Source organism: Bacteroidales bacterium, assembly GCA_022647615.1.
In the GTDB taxonomy this organism is placed as follows: domain Bacteria; phylum Bacteroidota; class Bacteroidia; order Bacteroidales; family UBA932; genus Egerieousia.
The window spans coordinates 2150789-2173832 of record JALCKZ010000001.1 but is presented as its reverse complement, the minus strand read 5'-3'; the positions used below and the strand labels follow the sequence as shown (position 1 = coordinate 2173832).

Here is a 23044-nt window from a genome sequence, read left to right as displayed (position 1 = left end):
ATAGTGTTTATAATGTGATAGTTAGACCGCACATAAATGTACGCTGCTGAGGATAATATCCGTTATTTACACCAGGGGACTCAGGATCAATTCCTTTAGGAAGGCCGTCCCATGTAAACAAGTTTGTGCCCTCTATGTAAACGCGTAAACTCTTTACTTTAATGTAGTTTAGCCACTTAGAAGGAACGTTGTATCCAATTTGCGCAGATTTTAGACGCAAATATTTTCCGTTCTTATACCAGAAAGTAGAAGCAAGACCGTTGTTATTGGTTGGTGATGAAACGGTTAGACGAGGATATTTTCCGTTAGGGTTATCCTCCGTCCATGCTCCGGTAACCAGCCATTTAGGAGAGTTGCCTCCCTCTTTGAAGGTTTCCGTATAGACCGTATTATCATCATTTCCATTGTAATATGTACCGGTTAGTGATACGTCACATCTTGTAGCTCCCGTGAACAGGAATGAGAAATCAAATCCTTTCCAAGAACCATCGATTGACAGACCGCCCTGAAGTACAGGGGTATTGGAACGTCCGGTAAATACTTTATCCTGATATTCAACAACTCCGTCTCCGTTTATATCTCTGTATTTGATATCTCCAACTCTTGGACGTTGTCCAAATGGCCATGCGGAATTATCAATTTCTTCCTCGCTTCTGTAAAGCCCTTCTGCTACCCAACCTAGCATCTCTCCAACCTGATGACCTGTAAGTCTCTGATAAGCAGGTTCATTAGGACTGTCGGGATACTTAAGCCAGCGCGTATAGGCATGAGACAAATTAAGCGCAATGCTGTAATTGAATGCGTTACTGCCGCTGCCTATAGAGTTCTTGTGAGTAAGTTTAAGCTCAAATCCTTTGGTATCCATCTTGCTGTAGTTCTCTACATCTTTGTAATATGAACCAACTGAGCCTGGTACGTTGCCGCCCATTGATTGAAGAATATCATAATTGTAGTTGTAGAACATATCAAATTCAATTCCCAACAATTCATGGAAAATAGAGGCATCAAATCCAACGTTGTAAGCTTTAACGCGCTCCCATGTTAGATAAGGATTTGCAACTGATGAGTCATACAAAGTAGTGTAGCGTGTTCCGTTCAAATAAAGCGGTGATGTTGCGCTATAAAGATTTAGGAATTTGTATGGTGAAACTGAATCATCTCCGGTCTCTCCGATGGATGCTCTAATCTTTAAATTATCAAGCCATTGTACATCTTTTAGCCAAGGCTCCTGTGACATTCTCCATCCAAGAGAAGCGGCAGGGAAGAATCCCCATCTTGAACCGTTCATTCCATTGAATCTGTAAGAAGCATCATATCTTCCGGATAGTTCAACAAAATATTTCTTTGCATAATCATAACTGATACGGCCAACGTAACCTGCTGTACGTGAGTGGTAACTCATACCTGAAATTGGACTGTCAGCTGCGGTTGCAAAGTCTAGTTCTGCAAGTTCAACAAATGGAAGACTCTTTCCGTATGCGGCCAAATTGTTTGACCTGTTATCTCTTTCCTCTCCAACTAACGTTACATCAACGTAGTGGTCCCCAAATGTGTGATTATAGTATAGGCCGATATTTCCAACCATGCTTGTATAACGAGAAGTTCCTTCTCCCAAAGTGTTGTATGTAACGTTGCGTACGTCCATCATTTTTGAGTAAGAAATATCTGTACTTGAGGCACTTGGAAGAGCAGCTTGCATTACGTAATAAGGTGTTGCAAGAATCTTGCTGTAGCTGTAGCCGTGGTCCCATGAGCCGTTTGCTTTGATTTCCAACCCTTTAACCCAAGGAACGCTGTAAACCAAATTCAAAGTTGTCTGCAAGTCTAAAGAGAAATTCTTATTGTATCCCGACAGTTCAGTAGCCGCTATTGGGCTTGAGCCTTGTCCGTATTTATTAGGAGATGCAACAGGAAGACCGTTGTAAGTTGTTGGAAGGAAAGGAAGTGCGGCAATAGTCTGACGTGCCACTGACATCCATTCATCACTTCCGCTGCCTCCTTCTCCGCCACCTGCTCCAAATCCCGGACGCTCCTGTTTGCTATATTGTCCCGCAACTCCAAAAGTCATCTTAAGATTTTTTGCAAGCTGTGCGTCAATGTTTGAACGCAAGTTGTAACGTTTGTATGTGAAGTTCTTGATGTTACCATCTTGTCCCATGTAACCTAGTGAGGCAAAGTATTTTATGTTGTCATTGCCTCCGGTTGCGGTAACGGTGTGTTTTTGATTGTGACCGGTCCCAAATACTTTTTTAATCCAGTTTGTATTTGCCCATCCGTCAGTATCATCTCCGTTAGTCATCTTTGCTACCATATCATCAGTGAATATTGGGGAATATCCGTCCATCTCCAATCCTTTGTTATAGTAGTAAGCATACTCAGGTCCGTTAAGGAAAGTAGGGAAGTTTGCATTTTTTGAAATACCGTAGCTTCCATCATAAGTAATCTGATTCTCACCAACTTTACCGTGTTTGGTAGTAACAATAATAACACCTCCTGCACTCTGAAGTCCGTAAACCGCAGCGGCAGCAGCATCCTTTAATACGGAGATACTCTCAATGTTATTTGGATCTATGTCATTGATTGAACGAGGCATACCATCTACGATGTAGGTAACGCCATATTGAGAACCTCTGATGTTCAAAGAGGCGTGGTCTGAACCTGGCTGTCCGGATTCCTGTACAGCTGTAAGTCCTGTTACGCGGCCTGCAAGCATGTTGGATACATTGGTTGCAGGAGTCTTAAGAAGTTCATCTCCCTTAACCGCTGATACAGCGCCTGTTAGAGTAGTCTTGGTTTTTGTGCCGTATCCAACTACAATAACATCTTCCAGCTTGTTAGCCTCATATTCCATCTTAATGTTAATGACCGCGCGTCTTCCGACATTCTCTTCATGAGTCTTCATGCCGATGAATGTAAATACCAGGACATCAGTCTGTTTGGCCGTTATTTTATAACGTCCGTCAAGTCCTGTAGTCGCCCCGTTAGTAGTACCTTTAATCACAACGTAAGCACCGGGCAGCGGTGCTCCGTCTGAGTCTAAAACAGTACCGCTAACTTGTTGTCTCTGTGCGTAAGCTGCTGCAGAAATTGTTATTACACAAAGAATTGTGAATAACCTGCGCATCACGCTCCAAAGGCTTCTTTTTAAATTAGCTTGTTTCATAGGTAATGATTTTGGTTATTTTATTTTGTTTGATTTTTATATCTCTCTGTAAATTAGATTCTATTGGCATTTCTCCAGAATCTGCCATATCTGATACATGGCTCTTGGAACATGGAAACATCCTTTCCATTTACCTCCTTTAAGAGGTAATAATACTTCTCCGCGACGGTTCAGATATCCAAACCATTCCGGGTATTTAGTATCCTTAAAATGTTTCCACATATAATCGTGAACTTTCTCAAACCATTTTAGGCACTCTTTGTTGCCGGTAAGCTGATAAGCTTTAATCATAGTGATTGCAGCCTCCAGATGAACCCACCAAAGTTTCTGGTCCCATTCCAGCTGCTGCTGAGGATAACCCTTGCGGTCCATAAAATAAAATATGCCGCCGTACTCTTTATCCCATCCAAAATCTATGGTCTTTAAAGCTATCTCTATTGCTTTATTTATCAGCTCTTTATCATTTGCTCTGACACCCAGCGCCATCATGAACCACATAGCCTCCAGTGAATGTCCGGGATTAATTGTGCGTCCCTCAAAACAATCAAGAAGCGAGTTGTCTTTTGCATTTACATTCTCTACAATCAGTCCCAAATCTTTCTGATAGAAAACATCCATCACTTCATGACGGCAAATATCTATTGTCTCATCAAGTGTCTTTGGGTCCATAAGTTTCTCAATTTCAAGGGCCAGGTTGCATAGAATCATAGGAAGCGCAAAGTCTTTCATTGGACGGGTGCCCGGATAAATCTTGCACCACTGTCCTTTTGGATTTCCTCTTCTCTCCAGAACTCTTGCAAAAGTCTTCTTTGTGATCTCTGCATACTCCTCATTACCAGTTGCAAGCGCAAGCTGTCCAAAAGCCATGATTGCAAAAGTGTCTGAGAAAATGTTGTAAGGTTGTACAAGCGGCTTGCCCTCCCTGTTAAGAGAGAAGTACCAATTGTAGTTCCCGTCGTGACCAAATTTCTTAAGAAATTCTCCACCCTGAACTGCAGCGTCCAGCCATTCCTGTCTCTTTTCAACATTGTTGTAAAGCATTGAGAATAACCAGACTTCACGCCCCTGCAGCCAGATGAACTTGTCAGTGTCATATACGCTGCCGTCTCTGTTTAAGCAGGAGAAATATCCTCCAAACTCTTTGTCAATAGAGTGTTCCAGCCAAAAAGGGAGGACATTGTCATAAAGTTCCGACTTGTATTGGTCGGCCAATTTTTTAAAGTTCATAAGTTATTTTTAAGTTGTATATATTCTTTTTTATCCCGACAGATTAACTATCGGGATTATAAATATTTATCTATTAATCCTTTGATTTCCAGTATTGTTCAATCTCCTCAAGCGTCTTGCCTGTTGTCTCCGGAACTCCCTTCCACATTATTAATATGTATGGAACGCACATTGCCGCAAACAGGAAGAATGTTCCCGCAGGGGTTAAATTCTCCAGCATCCAAGGAGTCAGCTGTCCAATTAAATAGGTGCCAATCCACAAAGAAAGTCCTGCAATTGACATTGCAAGTCCGCGGACGCTGTTTGGATACATCTCTGATAATATGACAAATACAACGGCGCAAATTGAGATGGCGCAGCAGAAAACATAGAACAAGAAGAAGATTAGCAGGAACAAATTTGGAAGTCCCATTGAATCTTTGAACAGGAAGTAAAAGCCTATCATTAAAAGAGATAGAATCATTCCCGATACTCCCCAGTAAACAAGTTTCTTTCTTCCTACCTTATCTATTATTATTACCGCAATAATTGTGGTGACCATATTTACAAGACCTACAAGTACTTGAGAGAACAAAGAGTGAGTTACGTCCAGTCCGGCATCCTGGAAAATTGAAGGGCCGTAATACAAAACTGCATTAACACCCATGAACTGACCAAGCATTGCAATTGCAATTCCAATCCAGAGCGCCTTGCGCATCCCTCTGGTGTTTAGCTGTTTCCACTCTGATTTTGTGCTGCTTGTGTTGTTGCTGCCAGATGCTTTACTGCTTGTATTCTCTTTTATTGCTGATGCTGTGTTGTTTGCTGAGGACGATATAGACTTTGTATACTCCAGCTGTTGCTGAGCCTCTTCCTTTGTCCTGTATATTTTTCCTAAAACCCCAAGTGCTTTACCATCGCGATTCTTAATAATAAGCCAGCGCGGACTCTCCGGAATCAAGAAGATTATCAGGAAGAATAAAAGTGCCGGAACTATCTCTGCGCCAAGCATTCCGCGCCATGTTTCCGTTACAAATAATCTGTTCCAAAACGGAGATGTGAACTGCCCGCTTACAGAGGCTTGTAGTATCCAATAATTAATAATGTATGCTAGTACAAAACCTACTGTTACGGCAAGTTGATACATGGATACCATTGTGCCTCTGTATTTTGCGACTGATATTTCAGAGATGTAAATAGGGGAAACTATAGAAACAATACCTATGCCGAAGCCTCCTATCATCCTGTAAATGACCAGTTGCGGAAAAGTGGTGCAGATCGCGCAACCTATTGCAGTCCATGAAAAAAAGACGGCGGAGATAAGCATTGTGATTTTTCTGCCGAGTCCGTCGCTCAAAAGACCGGCTACAGAAACTCCTATTATTGAGCCGATTAGCGCGCAACCGACATACCAGCCTTGCTGCATTGTGTTGAGAGAAAACTGTTTGGCAACATCGGATACTGTACCTGAAATTACAGCCGTATCATAACCAAACAGGATTCCTCCCATTGCGGCAACCACTGCCAGAAAAACAATGTACCCCGTATTTGTCTGATTTTTCATGAGTTAATTAATAAGTTGTTTTGTTTTGTTAAAAGAACAGGTCAGGTAATATTTAAATAAAAGGTTAAGTAAAATCTTAAATAATGAGCTTAGTAATTTTCTGTCGGGAGCTTAATATTACTTTATATTAAAGTACTCCTTGTATCTGTCATACAGGTGGCCTGCCTGTAAATAAGCAGATTGCGGGCTCATAAAGTGTGAGAACTCAAAAGTGATGGCCTTGTCATAATTGCAGCGCTTTGCGGCCTCCAGCTTCATTCTCAGCTTGTCAAATTTAATAGGCAAGAAATTGATAGGCATGTCGCGGTCAAATGACTCTGCGTTTGTCCAGCACTGCATTCCGTATTTGTCTGCAAGTTTCTTATTTACAGAGAAAAACGCGTCCAGCTCATCATAATCTATGTGACCGTCCTGGAATGCGCAAGCATCCACAACATCATGAATTCCGTCAAATATTTCATTCCACTCCTTCTCGTGCTCCTGCACTGAAATTGCCTGATCATTAGTCATTTTGCCGGTTCCCATTACGGCTTTCTTTCCGTCAATCCATGGAGAAATAAAAGTATGAAGACCGCCGGAAACATCTTTGCACTGCTTGCCCATTTGATGGAAAGCGCTGATAGCGCCCTTGGTACGGCGGCTGATTTCTCCGCTGATATACCATCCCTGGAAACTCTTGTACTTGCTCCCATACATCTTCCAAATCTCATCAATGACATATTTGTTGTCCTCTATCTCCCATGTCATATCTCCTGTGTCCCAGTATCTTCCGGAATCATAAAGTCCAAAATAATATTTCATTCCGTACTTTTCCGCAAGCCTCAAAAACATATCTACCAAATCAACTGAAGGCATGTAGCACCCTTTCTTTAATAGGTATGGACTTGGCCATGTAATGAACTTTCTGTAACCTGAGCGAATCTCTATAACTGTATCAATGCCAATGTCTTTCATGTATCTGAAATCACGGTCCCATTCCTTCTCCCCCCAGTTCTGGTGAGGAATATCGTGGGAAATCTCATCCAGGAAAGTACCCGTAATGCGTATGCCATTCTCCTTTGGAACAATCAGCTTATTGCCAAATTCTCCAACGCTTACCCCATCTCCGCCTTTACCGCCGATAATAGAATTGATATTTGCCGTACGCTCCGCACCATTTAGAAGTGAAGGAGTTACAACGGCCGCTGAAGCTGCAAGCGCAGCCTTCTTAATAAAATCTCTGCGATTAAAATCTGTCATAATAAAGTCCCTTTACAGGTTAATTCAATCTTTAGTTTAGGAGCAAGATGTTAATAAAACCTCTTGCTTTGTAAAGCAAATATAATAAAAAAATTTATTAATGCTTGCATTTCAAAAAATAATTTTTATTTTTGTAACAGTTAATGTACAAATGCTGTAACGCCGTATTACCGGATATGACAGCGTAATATTGGATATGACGACGTGATATTGGATATAACAGCGTATTATTGGTTATTACGGCGTATTATTGGTTATTACGACGTACTTTTGGCTTTTGGATAATTTAAACTTAAAGGATATGAAAAGGATTTTTTTACCGTTTGTTATGTGTGTAGCGTTTGTTGGCAGCGCGCTTGCCCAGAGCGGCAAGGCGGATTTTAATCAGGTGATTCCTAAACCTATGGAGATTACCTCTGTTTCTGCGGGGAATGCTGCTACTTCTGCAGTTCCTGCAAAGAGCTTTGTGTTAAGTAGTTCTACGGTTGTCCGTTATGATGCGGCTGATGCCAAGATGGTGAGCAACGCCAAGTTTTTGCAGCAGTATATTAAGGATGCTACGGGGATTGAGGTTGCAATTAAACCGTTTGACAAGCCAGCTGCACCTGGTCAGAAGCATTACGGCATGTACAAGAGCTTCAGTAAGTTGCAGAATGCTATTGTGCTGAGAGTTCATGATGGTGAGCACATGCATAACGGCAAGGATGCAAAATGCAATAATGAAGAGGGAATGTGCCTTTCTAAAAATAAGGAGGCATATAAGATGATGGTTGCTGAGAAGACAATCGTGATTGACGGTGGTTCGGATGCGGGTGTCTTTTACGGACTTCAGACTTTGCGCAAGGCGCTGCCGGTTGCAAAGGCAAAGACTGTGGCAACGTCTGGCAATGCAAAAAAAACTGTCGGGAACTACAAAAGCATAACAGTGCCGGCCTGCCAAATATCTGATGCTCCGCGTTTTGCGTGGAGGGGTATGATGCTGGATTGTTCACGTCATTTTTGGAGCGTTGAAGAGGTTAAGCAATTCATTGATATTCTTGCTCTTCACAATTGCAATACTTTTCACTGGCATCTTTCTGATGATCAGGGCTGGAGAATTGAGATTAAGAAATATCCTAATTTGACCAAGATAGGTTCCATGAGAAAAGAGACCGTAATTGGCAAATTGCCAGGTAAATGGGACGGCAAGCCTTATGGCGGATTTTATACACAGGAGCAGGCAAAGGAAATTGTAAAGTATGCGGCTGAGAGGTTTATCACGATAGTTCCTGAAATTGATATGCCGGGCCACATGACTGCTGCAATTGCCTCATATCCATTGCTTAGCTGCAGCGGAGAGCCAAGAGACGTTTGGACTCAGTGGGGAATTTCTGACGGAATTTTGTGCGTTGGCAAAGAGACAACTTTTGAATTTGTTAAAGGAGTTTTGGATGAACTGATGGAAATTTTCCCTGGGAAAGTTATTCATATCGGAGGTGACGAGTGTCCGGAGAGTAATTGGGAAAAATGTCCTTTGTGCCAGAAACTTGTTGAGAAAGAGGGTTATAAGACAGATGCAAAGAGCAATGCATTCCGCAAGTTGCAGTACTATTTCACAGGACGCATTGACAAATATCTTGCTTCAAAGGGGCGTGAGATTATTGGATGGGATGAAATTCAAGGAGGTGACCTGGCCAAGGATGACATTATTATGTCATGGCAGGGAGAGGTTGGAGGAATGACTGCCGTGCGCAACGGACATGATGCGGTTATGGCTCCTAACACTTATTTATACTTTGATTATTATCAGGCTAAAAATGTTGATAAAGAGCCATTTGCAATAGGGGGCTACATTCCTGTCCGGCAAGTTTACAGTTATGAACCTGTCCCTTCATCATTGAGCAAAGAGGAATCAAAACATATTCGCGGTTTGCAGGCAAACTTATGGACGGAATATATTCCTACTTTCCAGCAAGCTGAGTATATGATACTTCCTCGTCTTGCTGCTTTGTGCGAAGTTCAATGGAGCCAGCCCCAGAACAAAAATTATGAGTCTTTCTTGTTGAGAATGAACAGTATGCGCAAGTTCTACGATTTGTACAATTACAACTACGCCAAACATATTTTTGACGGTTCCGATAAGTAACTATTATTAAAGAAGGTTTTTCTAACAAAAAAATGCCGTCCTTTTGGGGCGGCATTTTCCACTTAAATATTGTTCTTTAACCTAACCTGTCAAATTTAATTTCAGCTATTGCAAACAGTAGTATTACTGCCTGCAACAGCTGGAATATTTTTTAATCTGTTGGCATTGTATAACTGTCTGGGAAAGTGAATCTTTCCGGATATGCAGGATCAGCTGCGCTTCCGCCTTCATACCATCTCTTGGCTGTGTTTGCAGCACCAGGGAAGTGGTAATCTACGGTAGCTTCAACTACGCGTCCTGTAAGTTTTACACTGCCTACAGTCAAATACATTTTGCTGGTTCTTCCGCTGCTGTAAACTCCGGTGTTTTGCTCGTCAGGCCAAATTACTTTGCCCTTGCTTATTGAGAAGCAAATTGTGTAGCCCTTTGCCGCAGAATATCCGTCATTATAGAAGCAGTCAGGAAGTTCATAGTAATGAGCCTCTTCCGCTTCATAAACGGGTTGAGACCAATCTTCTTCCGGCCAGTCGCTGTGATATGTGCCATTGCCTATCAGCTTCATAGTCAGCTTTCTCTTGGCCTGTACCTGAGTAGAAGATATGCCGGAAACGGAAACATCAGAATCATTTTTTAGAGTGATTGTGATATCATTTGCCGCTCCAGTAAAATTATTCAGGTCTGCATAAGAGAATGTGATGTATGCAACTGACTCTCCATCAGCAAAATCAAAAGAAGTTGATGATGGGGTGAAAGCTCCCGACGGGTCATCTATCGTGACCGGAACTGATGCCGCGCCGTTCTTATTTCCTCTCCACAGCGGAACCTGGAATTTGTTGCCGTCCGCAGGGAGCATATTAATTTGAATAACGGAAGATGGGAAAGATGCGCTTACATCTGTCGGCTTGTAAACCGTCCCGTCTATACTTTTGCATGAGGTGAAAAATGCACCTGCCGCAACTGCCATTAATATTAAAAATATCTTTTTCATAAATGATTTCATTTTAAAATTTGTAATTTTTTATCATCCATGCAAAACATTATGGCTCAGGATTTTGGTCGGCCGATGTAATATTTGCGTTACCATCTATTTCCGCTTGTGGAATTGGCAGAATGAAATACTTTGAGCCTGCGCTTGTGTTCTTTCCTATGCATTTTTGAGTTTGGTTAGAACCAGTGTAGTCTCTTGTATATCCAAGTCCAAGTCTCTGCAAATCAAAGACTCTTGGAAGTTCGCTCCATAGCTCAACTCTTCTTTGAAACAGCACTTCATCCATGTAAGAAACCGGTGCAAGCTTTGTATCTGTCTGGTAAGTTTTTGAAGGATCCAGGCTGGCAATTCTTGCTGCGTAGTTTGGATCTCTCTTAGACTCAAGCATTTCCAGATAAGTTTTAGCACTTGTGAAATCTGATTTCTGACATGCCGCCTCTGCTGCAATAAGTACCATCTCTTCCGTTCTCATCAGAATGAAATCTCCGGTGCCTGCTGCAGAGTTTAAGAACTTAAATTTCTGCTGGCAATAACTTACTTTAGAATTTCCTGACTCTTCATTTGCAATTTCTCCGTTCCACCATGCAAGCCTGTAATCGGTAGCAGGAATCAATTTCCACAAACCGTAATCTATGCACTCTCTTGCTCTGGAAGCGTAAGACTCTGCAACGTCTGCATCCATGAAATACAGGAAGTTAGCCCAATCATCCATTAGGTTTTGTGAAGTCTCAATTAGCAGTCCCCACATCACATTGCTCTTGGAAGCGTCGTTAATAACTTTAACATCGCTCCAGCTTCCCACGCCGCTGCCATGTGCTGAAATAGCGCTTGTTGCAGCAGTGTAAGCAGTTGTATAATCGCCTGTAAGAAGAGCTATTCTAGCTTGAATTCCGTAAGCGACAGCAAGGTCTATATGTGACTTGTTGACCTGGCTAAGTCCGCCTGCTTTTAACAGTTCAACAGCTTTTGCCGCATCTGCTGTCATTTGCTTATAGTCCTCAGCGACAGTACCTCTGCCCTTTCCTTCTGATTTTGCCGTGGTAGGTTCTGTGTAAATTGGAACGCCCGGAGCACTAGAAGAATGCTGGCAAAAATACTGAGTAAGATACCAATAAGATAGAGCGCGAAGTGCATAAGCTTGTCCCATCAAATCTTTAACTGCGCTTGCGTCTCCGGATAGAGTATTTTCTTCTGCAAGAATATAATTAGTGTTTGCAATTATATAGTAGAAGTAATACCATACGTTGTATGAACGGCCTTTTACGGTTGTGTAATATCCGTAAACATTAAGCTTATAATCATCTGTGAACCAGCCTGGTCCTGCTTCATGCTGAATTTGGTCTTCACCCATAAGGCAACCTACAAGGTTGTAAGCCATTATTCCTCCGTTCTCTCCTGCCCATCCGCCTGCAAGCTGCCAAGTATAAAGAGCTCTGTAGATACCGTTTAGGGCGGTCTGCGCATTCGTTACGTTTTCAAAAAGAGTAGTACCGGTAGCCTGATTAGTTGGAACAGTATCTAGCTGCTTTGAGCACCCTCCTGCAACAAAAAGAACTGTCGCGATGAAAACTATAGATAAATTTTTAATTATTTTTTTCATATTCAATTCCTCCCTTATTAGAATTTAATATCCAGGCCAAATGAAATTGTTCTTGCGGCGCTGTAGGTATAACCTGTGCTGCCGGTGAAATTGGTCTGAGGGTCCATGCCTTTAAGGGCTGTGAATACCCAAAGATTATCTGCTGTTAATGAGATTCTTGCAGAGGACATGCGAGCTTTGCTTGTCCATCTCTTAGGAAGTGTATATCCAACCGTAATGTTCTTTATTGCAAAGTATGATGCGTCAAACAAATCATCATCTGTTGTTGCATAATTGCCTGCAATATCAATTCTTGGAACATCTGTAATATCTCCAGGGTTCTTCCATGCTTTTGTTCTGTTGGAAGCTGCTGTTACGCCCGGATAGAACGGATACATAATTGCCTGATAAACACCATCGTAAATCTTTCCGCCTTTTGAGTATGTTGTCATGATAGAGGCGTCAAAATTCTTGTATCTGAAATCACTTGAGATAGAGCCGTATACGGTAGGAATTCTGCTGCCTGCAATGTGGCGGCAAGAAACTGCTTTACTGTAACTGTTTGATATATACTCTGTTCCTTTGTTTCCATTAGCGTCCGTATCCCAAACCCAATAAAGTTTATCACCTGTAGCAGGGTCAACTCCGGCAGATTTTGATACATAGAAAGAGTTAAGCGTTTCACCTGTTTTTGTAATGTAGGTACCGCTTATAATCTCGTCTTTATCAGCAAGTGTCAGCACTTTGTTCTTTATAGTTGAAGCCTGCAATGTTACATTCCATTCAAGATTATCTGTACGCATTACAGTTCCCGTAACGGAGAATTCAAATCCTCTGTTGCGCATGCTTCCTACATTTTTATTGAAGGATGAAAATCCAAGAGAAGTAGCCATCGGGTATGCCATCAGCATGTCCGTAGTTTTTCTGCTGTACCATTCTGCTGATGCTTGAATCCTGTTATCCAGGAACTTGCCCTCCAAACCAAGGTTAAGATTTCCGTTCTTTTCCCATTTCAGGTCCTTGTTTTCCAAGGAAGAAATAAGGGCGCCGGAAAGAGCTCCGTTAGGAAATCCAAGATTATAGAAAGATTGCCATGCGTAATATGTTCCAATGTTATCATTTCCCTGAACACCGTATGAAGCCTTGGCTGTCAAGTTGTTAATCCACTTGATATCCTTCATGAATTTCTCTTCTGAAATTCTCCAGCTTGCACCTACGCTCCAAAAATCTCCCCATCTCTTGCTCTTCTGAAATCTGGAAGATGCATCCCTTCTGTAACTTGCGGAGAAGTAGTATTTATTGTCATAGTTATAATTTAATCTCGACAGTACAGACTCGATTCCGTAATTGTCTTCATAACCATCTAGAGAATAAAGAGTTGAAGCGGCTGATAATTCATACATTCCTCCAAAAGGAAGACCTGTCTTGCTGCCTCCGAAGTAATTATTCTTGTATGAGTAATACTCATGTCCAACTAAAACATCAAGATTATGTTTCTCTGCAAAAGTGCGGTTGTAATTAAGCAGCTGGTTGAATGTGTAGCTGAAAGTTTTATAAGTATCAACTTCTACCTTTCCGTTTGTCTCAACTGCATTGCCTGTGTATGGATTGTAGTAATAATCATATCTGCTGTTTTTGTAGTCAAAACCAAATGTGGTAGTAAATTTTAAACCCTTTAGCGGTCCTTCTTTAAGGCCTCCAAGGTCTATATAAGTTCTGCCGCTAACACTCTCAACTGCAAAACGATAACGGTCATTGTAAAGTGCTCCGATGCTGCTCCAGTTTGGACTTGCTCCGGAAGGGCGGCTTACACCGTAATCATAAACTGCGCTGCCGTTTTCATAAATTGTCTGGCCATTGTCATCCTTCTCATATACAGGATAGATAGGGGCCATTAAGAATGAAGCATGGAAAACATTTGATGATGCGGTAGAAGAAGAGCCGTCGCCTGAACCAAGGGAAGTAGTTACAGCCTTGGACTTTGCAACGTTCATGTTAACTCCCGTCTTCAACCAATCTTTAACTTGTGAGTCAATGTTTGCTCTGCCTGAATATCTGTTGAAATCTGTCGTGACAACCATTCCTTTCTCATCCAGATAGCCGAGAGAAAACATATATTTTGTTTTTTCGCTGCCTCCCGATAGAGTTAATACATAATCCTGTCGCAGAGGATTATTCTGAGTCACAGCGTCCATCCAGCTCTCATTCCATTTTAGCTTTGCGCCTGACTTTACTTTGCCTGTGCTTAAGTCAATGATATCTGCGGCGTTGCAGTCAAACGGATTGTACATTGCGTTAGTTCCAAAGATTTTGCCTGAGCCATTAATCATCTCATTAAGAGCAGCCTGGCCTGCATCTGCAGGTGATACTCCGTTACGGATTTGTTCTCCGCGGTATGAGTTGTAAATGCTTTCCACATAGCCGTAAGCATTTAGTGTTGAGTGCATTGGAATAGCGCGTGAGGATACGCCCCATGAACCCTTGAACTCAACTGACAAGTCTCCGTTTGTTCCCTTTTTTGTAGTAATCATAACAACTCCGTTTGCACCTCTGGAACCGTAAAGAGCTCCTGCAGATGCATCCTTTAAAATTGTCATAGACTCTATATCTGAAGGGTTTATGGAGTTGATATTGCCGTCGTAAGGAATTCCGTCAACTACATAAAGAGGGTCTCTGGCTGCGTTGATTGAGCCAAATCCTCTGATGATGATTGATGCTCCTGCGCCTGGCTGGCCGCTTCCGGAAGTTGATTGAACTCCGGTAACCATTCCGTCAATTGCCTTTGTTACATTGGATACCGTTCTTTTTTGCAGCTTGTCTGATTTAACAACTTCTGCAGAACCGGTAAAAGATTCCTTTTTTGCAGTACCGTATGCAACAACAAGAACATCGTCCAGATTTACAGCTTCAGATGCAAGCTGAACGTTTATTATTGCGCGGGAGTTGACTGATATTTCCTGAGTTTTATAGCCCACATAATTGAATGTCAACGTTCCATTTGCCGGTACGCGGGCTATATTAAAAGAACCGTCATCTGCTGTATATGCTCCTGATGTTGTGCCTTTTACAAAGACAGAAGCATAGGGGATAGGTTCGCCCGTCGCAGCATCTTTTACGGTTCCTTTAACTGAAATTAAATTTTTTTTCTGCTGTGCGCTTTGTGCATTTTCTTCTGTATTCTGCGCAAGATTTGAAGTAATGCCAAGGACTACCTGGCTCCCCTTGATACGATAATTGATGTTAAGGGGTTTAAAAATTTTATCAAACAAAACCGTAGCAGGTTCATTCTTAGAGGAGACCGTCACCTTATAGGATGCAACGTTCAGCTCATTGGTGTATACAAACCTGTAACTGCTTTGTTTAGAGATACTCTCCATCACCGTTTTTAACGGTGCGCCATTAACTTCTATTGTCACTCCGCTTTGTGCAAAAATGAACGACGGGGCAACAAGAAGAAGGGCTAAAACTAAGGCAATTCTTTGTCTAAGTTTTAAAAATAGTTTTTTACCCATGTTTACTATGTTAGGTTTCTATTTATAAGACACTCAAACTGCCTTAATCCCTAAAAAAAAATTATGGTAAACGCGTTTTTGAGTGTCTTAAATTAAATGAGCAATTATAATAGTAGTATCTTTGTTCCAGGGTTAAGCGTTCCTGTAGAGCGCACCGACGCTGTGGACACAGGTATTGATAAAAAAGCTCTCTTTGAGAAGATTTACTCTGCAAATTTGCAGAGGGTGATATTTTTTGCCCGCGGCTATCTTGGAGATATGTCTGAGGCACAGAATGTTGCACATGATGTGTTTGCTTCTTTCTGGAAGAAGATGGACGATATAGATACGGAACGCTCTGTGGCATATCTTTACGAGGCTGCAAAAAATTCCTGCCTGAATATTCTGAGGAAGAAATTGAACGCAAACAAATATGCTGATTCTTCTATCAAGGAAATGGCTGATTTTCTTAATTATACGGCATTGGAAAATTCATATTCTCCAAAACTTTATGAGGTAGATGTTGAGGCTATCATAGGGAAGGGAATGTCTATGATGAAACCTAAAGTGCGCAGAACTTTTGTCATGAGCAGATTCCAGGGGATAAAAAATAAGGATATTGCTGCTATTGAGAATGTTGCCGAGAGCACGATTGAGGCCAGAATTACATCGGCGCTTCTGATTATGAAGCGGCTGCTTAAGGATTACATAAACTGAAAAACATTTTTATGAAAAAATATACTCTGATAAAATTCTTTAGGGGTGAGGCTTCCAAGGAAGAGATGGATTCCATAATCCGATGGATTAATGAGTCTCCGGCAAATAAGAAGTATTTTGCAAGTGAGAGAGAACTGTTCAATGTGATGGAAATGGCTGAGAATAAGGATACTGCAGATACATTCTTTAAAGGGGATGCTGCTGGAGATAAGAGCGCAGGCCGTTCATATTCTGGAAAAAGCAGGGTGCTTTCCATTGTAACATATTGTGCATCAGCAGCTGCAATTGCCGCAATATTTTTTGTTGCGGGCTATTTGCTTAAACCAAAACATGACAGGCTTGCAGGTATAACCAAAGTTTCCAATATCTTGCCGCACAAGCCAGTTATACATACTCTTTACACAGAGAAAGGGGTTAAGGGTTTTGTTGTTCTTCCCGACAGTTCCCGCGTATGGCTAAATTCAGATAGCAAAATCACTTATCCTGAGGGGTTTAACGGGAGAACCAGGAATGTGTCAATTAGCGGCGAGGCTTATTTTGAAGTACAGAAAGATTCTCTTCATCCAATGATAGTGATGACAAACAAGAATTTTTCTTTGGAGGTTTTAGGTACAAGCTTTAACATTAAAAGCTATGATAATGAGGATAATGCAATGGCAACTCTGTATACGGGAAGCATAAAAATGCACTATCGCGATGCTAATACTTCTAAGATTTCTACTATAAAGCTGAAGCCCAACGAGACCTTCAACTATACTCCAAAACTTGCTGAAGTTAAGCAGTTTATATCTCCAAAGCCGGAGAATGACAAAGCATGGAAAGATGGTGCGCTTGTCTTTGACAACACTCCGATGCCGGAAGTTTTAAGAACTCTGGAGAGATGGCACGGCACAAAATTCATCGTAAAGAACAATGATATATACACCTACAAGCTATCCGCCGTATTCACTTCAGAATCAATAGTTCAGATAATGGAGATAATGAAGCTGATTATGCCGGTCAAGTACACTTGCAAGAACAACGTGGTTACTTTGGAGTAAGCTTATAGAATGTTCATGCTCTGCTCGCGGATCTTCTCCAGTTCATCTTTCATGCGGACTACATATTTTTGAATATCAGCGTCGTTGGCTTTTGAGCCGATGGTGTTGATTTCACGTCCCATTTCCTGAATGATGAATCCTAGCTTTTTGCCGGGATATTCTTCTGCTCCGGCTGCAGCAGCGGCAGATGATCCGGTTGCTGCGGTGGTTGCATCAGCTTCTCCATCAATAGTTTGCATGAAGTATTTGCAGTGCTGGGCAAGGCGGACTTTTTCCTCATTGATATCTAATTTCTCAACGTAGAATACAATTTCTTGCTCTAATCTGTTTGGATCAGAAGGGATTCCGGCTTCCGCAATCTTTGCCTTAAGCCTCTCCTTAATAGCCGGAACTCTTGTAACATCCTGCTTTTTAACCTCTTCCAGGAATGATTCTATGTTGCCGACGCGCTTTGTCACATCTGCATAAAGGGCTTTTCCTTCTGTATCGCGATAGTTATTTAATTTATCTGTCGCCGTGTGTATTGTCTCTGTAATCTGCTGCCAGTCAGCCTCTGATATGACTTGTTCTTTGGTTTGCAGCACATCCGGAAGTTTCATTACTGCGGACATTAATATTGAGTCTGATGTATATGAAGGGTATTCTTGTCCGTTTGTGCAGCATGAACTGTCGTGAGTCCTGCCGGAAACGGCCTCATCTACAGGTTCTTCTCCGGTTCCGATAAAACCTGCGGACTTATGAAAATCCTGCAAATTTTTAAGCTGGTCATAGTACTGTTCAAAAATTTCTTTGTTGATTGTCTTCTGCGCCGCAGAGTCTCCGGCTGTCTGATTAATGGAAAAATCAATTGTGCCGCGGTGCAGCTGCTGCGTTAAATACTGTCTGATCTCCAGCTCTTTATCCTTTGGAGCAAAATTGCTTTTAAAATTTATATCCGCGCTTTTTCCGTTAAGCGTGCGAATCTCCACCGTTACTTTGCTGTTATCGGAAAGAGTGCATTCCGCCTTTCCGTAACCTGTCATTGATTTCACCATCTTATTTTTTTACAAATATAGTTCCTTCGGAACTTTTTACAAATTATCTGTGTTTTGCAAAAAGTTCCGAGGGAATAATTGTATCTTTGTGAGACTAGTTTATTGGGTAATATTATGGAAGATTCTAAGAAAGAAGAGATTAAGAATGAAGGGGAAGGTCGTTCCCTTAATTTTCTAGAAGAGATTATAGAAGGCGATTTAAAGACGGGACGCGTGAAAAGCGTGCTGACCCGTTTTCCTCCGGAGCCAAACGGTTATTTGCATCTTGGTCATGCAAAGAGCATTTGCCTGAATTTTGGGCTTGCGAAAAAGTATGGCGGCAAAACAAATATACGTTTTGACGATACTAATCCGACAAAGGAAAGCGTTGAGTATGTGGATTCTATAAAGAATGATATAAAGTGGCTTGGCTTTGAATGGGCTAATGAAAGATATGCTTCCGATTATTTCCAGCAACTATATGATTGGGCTGTCGAGATGATAAAGAAAGGCCTTGCTTATGTTGATGACCAAACACTTGAGCAAATTAGAGAAAACCGTGGAACTGTTTCAAAACCAGGTACTCCTAGCCCTTTTAGAGACCGCAGCGTAGAGGAAAATCTTAAGCTGTTCCAGGAAATGAAAGAGGGAAAATATAAAGAGGGTGAGAAAGTTTTGCGTGCAAAAATTGATATGGCGAGTCCTAACATGCTGTTCAGAGACCCAATCATGTACAGGATAAATTTTACTCCTCATCATAGAACGGGAACTAAATGGTGCATATATCCTATGTATGATTATGCTCACGGAGAGTCTGATTCCATTGAGGGTATTACGCATTCAATTTGCACACTTGAGTTTGACGTTCACAGGCCTTTATACAATTGGTTTATTGAGCAGCTTGGAATTTTCCACTCACATCAGTACGAATTTGCAAGGTTGAATTTGACATATACCGTCATGAGCAAACGCAAGCTTTTAGAGCTTGTAAAAAATAATTATGTGCGCGGATGGGATGACCCCCGCATGCCAACAATTTGCGGTATTCGCAGAAGAGGTTATACTCCTGAGAGTTTGAAAATGTTTGCAGATAAAGTTGGAGTTGCAAAGAGGGATAACATTATTGATTTGTCACTTCTTGAGTGGTGCGTGCGTGAAGATTTGAATGCTCGCTCAAATAGGTATATGACTGTACTTGACCCTGTTGTAGTGGAAGTTGAAGGATGGGAAAAAGGTAAAGTTGAGTGGTTTGAAGCCCCTTTAAATCCTGCAGCTCCCGACGGACCAAAACGTAAAGTTCCGTTTGACGGCACCGTATACATTGAGCGTGATGACTTTATGGAGAATCCTCCAAAGAAATATTTCCGTTTGCAGCCGGGCGGAGAGGTACGTTTGAAGTACGCGTATATTGTTAAGTGCAAGGAGATTGTGAAGGATGCAGATGGCAAGATTACAAAGATTATATGCACTTATGACCCGACTTCAAAACCGGGCGGCGGAGCATGGAGAAGTGTTAAAGGAACAATTCACTGGGTTTCCGTTGCTGCTGCAAAGAAGCTGGAAGTCAGATTGATAGACAGATTGTTTACAGAGCCTGACATGGGTTCAATTCCGGAAGATAAAGACTACAAAGATTATCTAAATCCAGATTCAATGAAGGTTGTTGACGGTTATGCGGAACCTGCATTGCTGGAAGATAACAGCGGAGTCGCCGTTCAATTTGAGAGGCTTGGGTATTTCTTTAAGGACACGGACAGTACTCCGGAACATCCTGTGTATAACCGTACTGTGACGCTAAGAGATAATTTCAAAGCGGCTAATAATGATCCGCGCTCCAAGGCAAATAATGATCCGCGCAAAAAATAACTGAACTGAATTTTTTACTGTCGGGAATATTAAAATATGAAATATATTGGAGCACATGTTAGTTCTGCCGGCGGTCCCTTTAATGCGCCGCTGAATGCAAAGGCAATAGGGGCTACTGCGTTTGCAATGTTCACAAAGAATCAGAAACAGTGGATTGGCAAACCTTTGACAGCAAGTGAGATAGAGCAGTTCAAAAAAACATGTGAGGAGTGCGGCTATAAGCCATTTCAGATTTTGCCTCACGACGGTTATTTAATTAATCTTGGCAGTCCAAAGGAGGAGGGGCTTCAGCAATCGCGCGGCTCTTTTCTTGATGAGATGAAGCGCTGTCAGCAGCTTGGTTTGGACAGGTTGAATTTTCACCCCGGAAGTCATCTTAAGCTAGAGACTGAGGATGAGTGCATTGCACTGATAGCACAATCTATAAATATTGCGCTGGATAAAACCAGCGGAGTTACTGCGGTCATAGAAAATACTGCAGGCCAGGGTACTAACATAGGTTACAAATTTGAGCATCTTGCTGCCATCATTGATAAAGTTGAGGACAAGAGCAGGGTTGGAGTTTGCATTGATACTTGCCACGCTTTTGCGGCGGGATATGATATGCGCACAAAAGAGGCTTTTGAAAAGACATTCTCTGACTTTGATAAAATTATAGGATTCAAGTACTTGCGTGGCATGCACTTTAATGATGCAAAGAAAGATGTTGGCAGCCATGTGGACCGTCATGAATCTCTTGGAACCGGCATGCTTGGGTGGGATACATTTAAGTTCATCATGCAGGACCCTCGTTTTGATAATATTCCGCTTGTCCTGGAGACGCCTAATCCGGATATCTGGCCGGATGAAATCGCCAAGCTGAAATCCTTCGAAATAAAGGCTTAGCTGATTTGCGAATAATCCGTGGCGTCCTTGCCTTGATGCCGCAGCACGGCAATTTGTCGTGTAAGCAGCTGGTTGGCAGGAGACTGCAGCAACGGATCTGCTTCAAGAATCTTGAGGGCGGTCTGGCGCGCATTCTCCAAGATACGGCCATCTTGATACAATGAGGCAATATGCAAATCTATCGCGAGTCCGCTCTGAGTTGTTCCCTCCAAATCCCCCGGACCGCGCATTTTCATGTCTTCTTCTGCGAGCTTAAAACCATCTGTGGTGCTGCACATTAGCTCCAATCTTTTTTTGCTTTCATGGCTCAGCTTATAGCCGGACATCAGGATGCAGTATGACTTTTCAGAGCCTCTTCCGACACGTCCGCGCAGCTGATGCAACTGACTGAGTCCAAAGCGTTCAGAACTTTCAATTACCATGACCGTTGCATTTGGAACATCCACTCCTACCTCAATTACTGAGGTAGCTACCAGGATGTTAGCTTTGCCTTGCGCAAACAGCTGCATGTCAAAATCCTTATCGGCTGTCTTTTGCTGGCCGTGCACGACGGCGGTAATATACTCAGGTGCTTTGAATTCCTGTATGATAGATTGGTATCCGTTCTCAAGATTTTCATAATCCATTTTCTCGCTCTCTTTAATAAGCGGATAAACAATGAAAATCTGACGCCCTGCCTTGATTTGCTCCTTCATAAATGCGTAAACCTTAGGGCGTTGGCTTTCCCATGCATGCATGGTTTGAACCGGCTTTCTGCCCGGAGGAAGTTCATCCAAAACGGATACATCCAAATCTCCGTAAAGCGTCATGGCCAGCGTACGCGGGATAGGGGTTGCGGTCATTACCAGTATATGAGGGAATAGTGCTGCGGAACCTGCTGGTTTATTGCCTTTTGCGGTTGTCCCTTTGTTCCACAGGCGGGAGCGCTGGTCAACTCCAAAGCGGTGCTGCTCATCAATTACTGCAAATCCCAAGTTGCGAAATTGTACTCTGTCTTCTATAAGTGCGTGAGTACCAACGATTATATTTATTTTTCCAGCGGCTAAATCTTCTAGTATCTGTTTTCTGTCTTTTGTTTTTGTACTGCCGGTGAGCAGCGCAACGGTTGCGGAGGTTGGTGCAAGAAATTTTGAAATGCTTACAAGATGTTGGTTGGCAAGTACTTCCGTTGGAGCCATTATGCACGCCTGGTATCCGTTGTCTATTGCTATCAGCGCAAGCAGCACAGCTACAAGGGTTTTGCCGCTCCCGACATCTCCCTGCAGCAGGCGGTTCATTTGTTTTCCGCTCATCATGTCTGCCCTCATCTCTTTTATGACTCTTTTCTGAGCTCCTGTAAGAGGGTAAGGCAGAGCATTATAGCATTTGTTGAAGTTGTCTCCAACCTTTGGCATTGGAAGTCCGCCTTCATGAGACATTCTTACATTTTTCTGTTTTAGCAGACTCAGCTGAAGATAGAATAACTCCTCAAATTTCAGGCGGTTCTGCGCTTTAAGAAGAGAGTCTCTATCGTGAGGAAAATGAATATTTTTAAGTGCAAATTGAAGAGAGCAAAGTCCTTTGCGCTGCAGCAAATCTTCCGGCAAAGTTTCACGGATAAACGGGAGAACTTTGTCCAGCAATGTACTTTCAAATTTTGTGATAACTTTTATGCCAACTCCGGCGCTCTTCATTTTTTCAGTTGTACTGTAAATGCCAACCATTGAGCCTGTTCCGTAAACCGGGGCCATTGCCGGAGGAGTGACTTCCGGGTGCACCATGTTTAGCGTTCCGTTAAATTCAGAGACCTTTCCAAAGACTATAAATTCGCTCTTCTCTTTGACTTTGTCAGCTATCCATTTTAGGCCGCTAAAGAACACAAGATCAATGCTTCCCGTTGCATCTTGCAGGGTTGCCACAAATCTTTTTTTGTGTCCTCCGCCTGCCATTGCAGTTTTGACAATTACACCACGTACTTGAACATAAGCACTTTCCGGAGTCACCTCAGAGATGGAGTAAATTTTAGACTTGTCTATCCAGCGGAAAGGGAAGAAATACAAAAGGTCTCTAAACGTATGGATTTCAACCTCTTTTGCAAGAAGGTCCGCGCGCTTGGGGCCTATGCCCGGCAAGTATTGTATTTCAGTATCAAGGATGTCTGCCATTATCATGTCAGCGCAAAGGCTGCT

14 protein-coding genes are annotated in these 23044 nt (G+C 42.2%); 5 read left to right on the top strand and 9 right to left on the bottom strand.

What is annotated here, in order from left to right:
- Window positions 1-7 precede the first annotated feature (7 nt).
- From LKM37_09325 to LKM37_09310, 4 genes are all read right to left on the bottom strand, one after another.
- Complete coding sequence (locus LKM37_09325) at window positions 8-3163, bottom strand: TonB-dependent receptor (protein MCI1721184.1); 3156 nt, start codon at window positions 3161-3163, stop codon at window positions 8-10.
- 60 nt (window positions 3164-3223) lie between these two features.
- Window positions 3224-4390 (bottom strand): AGE family epimerase/isomerase, encoded by a 1167-nt coding sequence (locus LKM37_09320; GenBank protein ID MCI1721183.1) that lies wholly within the window; start codon window positions 4388-4390, stop codon window positions 3224-3226.
- 73 nt (window positions 4391-4463) lie between these two features.
- Window positions 4464-5933 carry a sugar porter family MFS transporter gene (locus LKM37_09315; protein ID MCI1721182.1) on the bottom strand — a complete coding sequence of 490 codons (1470 nt, stop codon included), beginning with the start codon at window positions 5931-5933 and terminating at the stop codon, window positions 4464-4466.
- A 117-nt stretch (window positions 5934-6050) separates the two neighbouring features.
- Window positions 6051-7172: a DUF4434 domain-containing protein gene (locus LKM37_09310; GenBank protein ID MCI1721181.1), complete on the bottom strand. Its 1122-nt coding sequence runs from the start codon at window positions 7170-7172 to the stop codon at window positions 6051-6053.
- A gap of 301 nt (window positions 7173-7473) precedes the next feature.
- Between LKM37_09310 and LKM37_09305 the strand changes: the two genes are divergently transcribed.
- Window positions 7474-9297 carry a beta-N-acetylhexosaminidase gene (locus LKM37_09305; GenBank protein MCI1721180.1) on the top strand — a complete coding sequence of 608 codons (1824 nt, stop codon included), beginning with the start codon at window positions 7474-7476 and terminating at the stop codon, window positions 9295-9297.
- Between the two features lie 151 nt (window positions 9298-9448).
- On the opposite strand, the gene LKM37_09300 is transcribed toward LKM37_09305, so the two are convergent.
- From LKM37_09300 to LKM37_09290, 3 genes are read right to left on the bottom strand one after another with little or no spacing between them, the layout of a single operon-like run.
- The gene (locus LKM37_09300) at window positions 9449-10285 is read right to left on the bottom strand and encodes a hypothetical protein (GenBank protein ID MCI1721179.1); all 837 of its coding nucleotides are present in this window, start codon (window positions 10283-10285) and stop codon (window positions 9449-9451) included.
- Between the two features lie 49 nt (window positions 10286-10334).
- Window positions 10335-11885 carry a RagB/SusD family nutrient uptake outer membrane protein gene (locus LKM37_09295; protein MCI1721178.1) on the bottom strand — a complete coding sequence of 517 codons (1551 nt, stop codon included), beginning with the start codon at window positions 11883-11885 and terminating at the stop codon, window positions 10335-10337.
- A 17-nt stretch (window positions 11886-11902) separates the two neighbouring features.
- Window positions 11903-15376, bottom strand: a complete 3474-nt coding sequence (locus LKM37_09290) for a TonB-dependent receptor (protein MCI1721177.1) — start codon at window positions 15374-15376, stop codon at window positions 11903-11905.
- Window positions 15377-15472: 96 nt separating this feature from the next.
- Between LKM37_09290 and LKM37_09285 the strand changes: the two genes are divergently transcribed.
- Complete coding sequence (locus tag LKM37_09285) at window positions 15473-16072, top strand: sigma-70 family RNA polymerase sigma factor (GenBank protein MCI1721176.1); 600 nt, start codon at window positions 15473-15475, stop codon at window positions 16070-16072.
- Between the two features lie 11 nt (window positions 16073-16083).
- On the top strand, window positions 16084-17112 hold the full coding sequence (locus LKM37_09280) for a FecR family protein (protein ID MCI1721175.1): 1029 nt from the start codon (window positions 16084-16086) through the stop codon (window positions 17110-17112).
- A 2-nt stretch (window positions 17113-17114) separates the two neighbouring features.
- On the opposite strand, the gene LKM37_09275 is transcribed toward LKM37_09280, so the two are convergent.
- The gene (locus LKM37_09275) at window positions 17115-18146 is read right to left on the bottom strand and encodes a YicC family protein (protein MCI1721174.1); all 1032 of its coding nucleotides are present in this window, start codon (window positions 18144-18146) and stop codon (window positions 17115-17117) included.
- Window positions 18147-18260: 114 nt separating this feature from the next.
- Between LKM37_09275 and LKM37_09270 the strand changes: the two genes are divergently transcribed.
- On the top strand, window positions 18261-19991 hold the full coding sequence (locus tag LKM37_09270) for a glutamine--tRNA ligase/YqeY domain fusion protein (protein ID MCI1721173.1): 1731 nt from the start codon (window positions 18261-18263) through the stop codon (window positions 19989-19991).
- A 36-nt stretch (window positions 19992-20027) separates the two neighbouring features.
- Window positions 20028-20876 (top strand): deoxyribonuclease IV, encoded by an 849-nt coding sequence (nfo, locus tag LKM37_09265; GenBank protein MCI1721172.1) that lies wholly within the window; start codon window positions 20028-20030, stop codon window positions 20874-20876.
- On the opposite strand, the gene recG is transcribed toward nfo, so the two are convergent.
- Window positions 20873-23020, bottom strand: a complete 2148-nt coding sequence (gene recG / locus LKM37_09260; GenBank protein ID MCI1721171.1) for an ATP-dependent DNA helicase RecG — start codon at window positions 23018-23020, stop codon at window positions 20873-20875. The two genes, nfo and recG, sit on opposite strands and share 4 nt — an antisense overlap.
- Window positions 23021-23044 lie beyond the last annotated feature (24 nt).